This window comes from Paraburkholderia sp. SIMBA_027 (assembly GCF_046535315.1).
GTDB classification, from domain to species: Bacteria; Pseudomonadota; Gammaproteobacteria; order Burkholderiales; family Burkholderiaceae; genus Paraburkholderia; species Paraburkholderia tropica.
This window is the reverse complement of sequence record NZ_JAWRWY010000983.1, coordinates 1-258: the sequence shown is the minus strand read 5'-3', so window position 1 is coordinate 258 and position 258 is coordinate 1. Positions and strand designations below refer to the sequence as shown.

General features: G+C 32.6%; 1 protein-coding gene. It reads right to left on the bottom strand.

Annotated elements, in window-relative coordinates; all coding sequences use genetic code 11:
* The coding region (locus tag SB764_RS42040; protein ID WP_410867041.1) for a ketoacyl-synthetase C-terminal extension domain-containing protein at window positions 1–258 on the bottom strand (258 nt) is incomplete at both ends.

Sequence of the window (258 nt, the reverse complement as noted above, 5' to 3'; positions counted from 1 at the left end):
CAATAAGTTGTTTTAATACTTGTTTGTTTTTTGCGGATATAGTAAAAATGAGAGGCAATTCTGTATGACTTTCTGGATGAAATTCTTTCTTAACTGAATACTCTTCTAGGATGACGTGGCAATTTGTCCCAGAAAAACCAAAGTTATTGATTCCACACCTTCTAACGCCTTTAACAGGCTCCCATTTCATTTCAACAGTAGTTGGGAAGAATGGTGTTTTTTCAAACTGAATATTTTTATTTGCTTCTTTAAAATTAG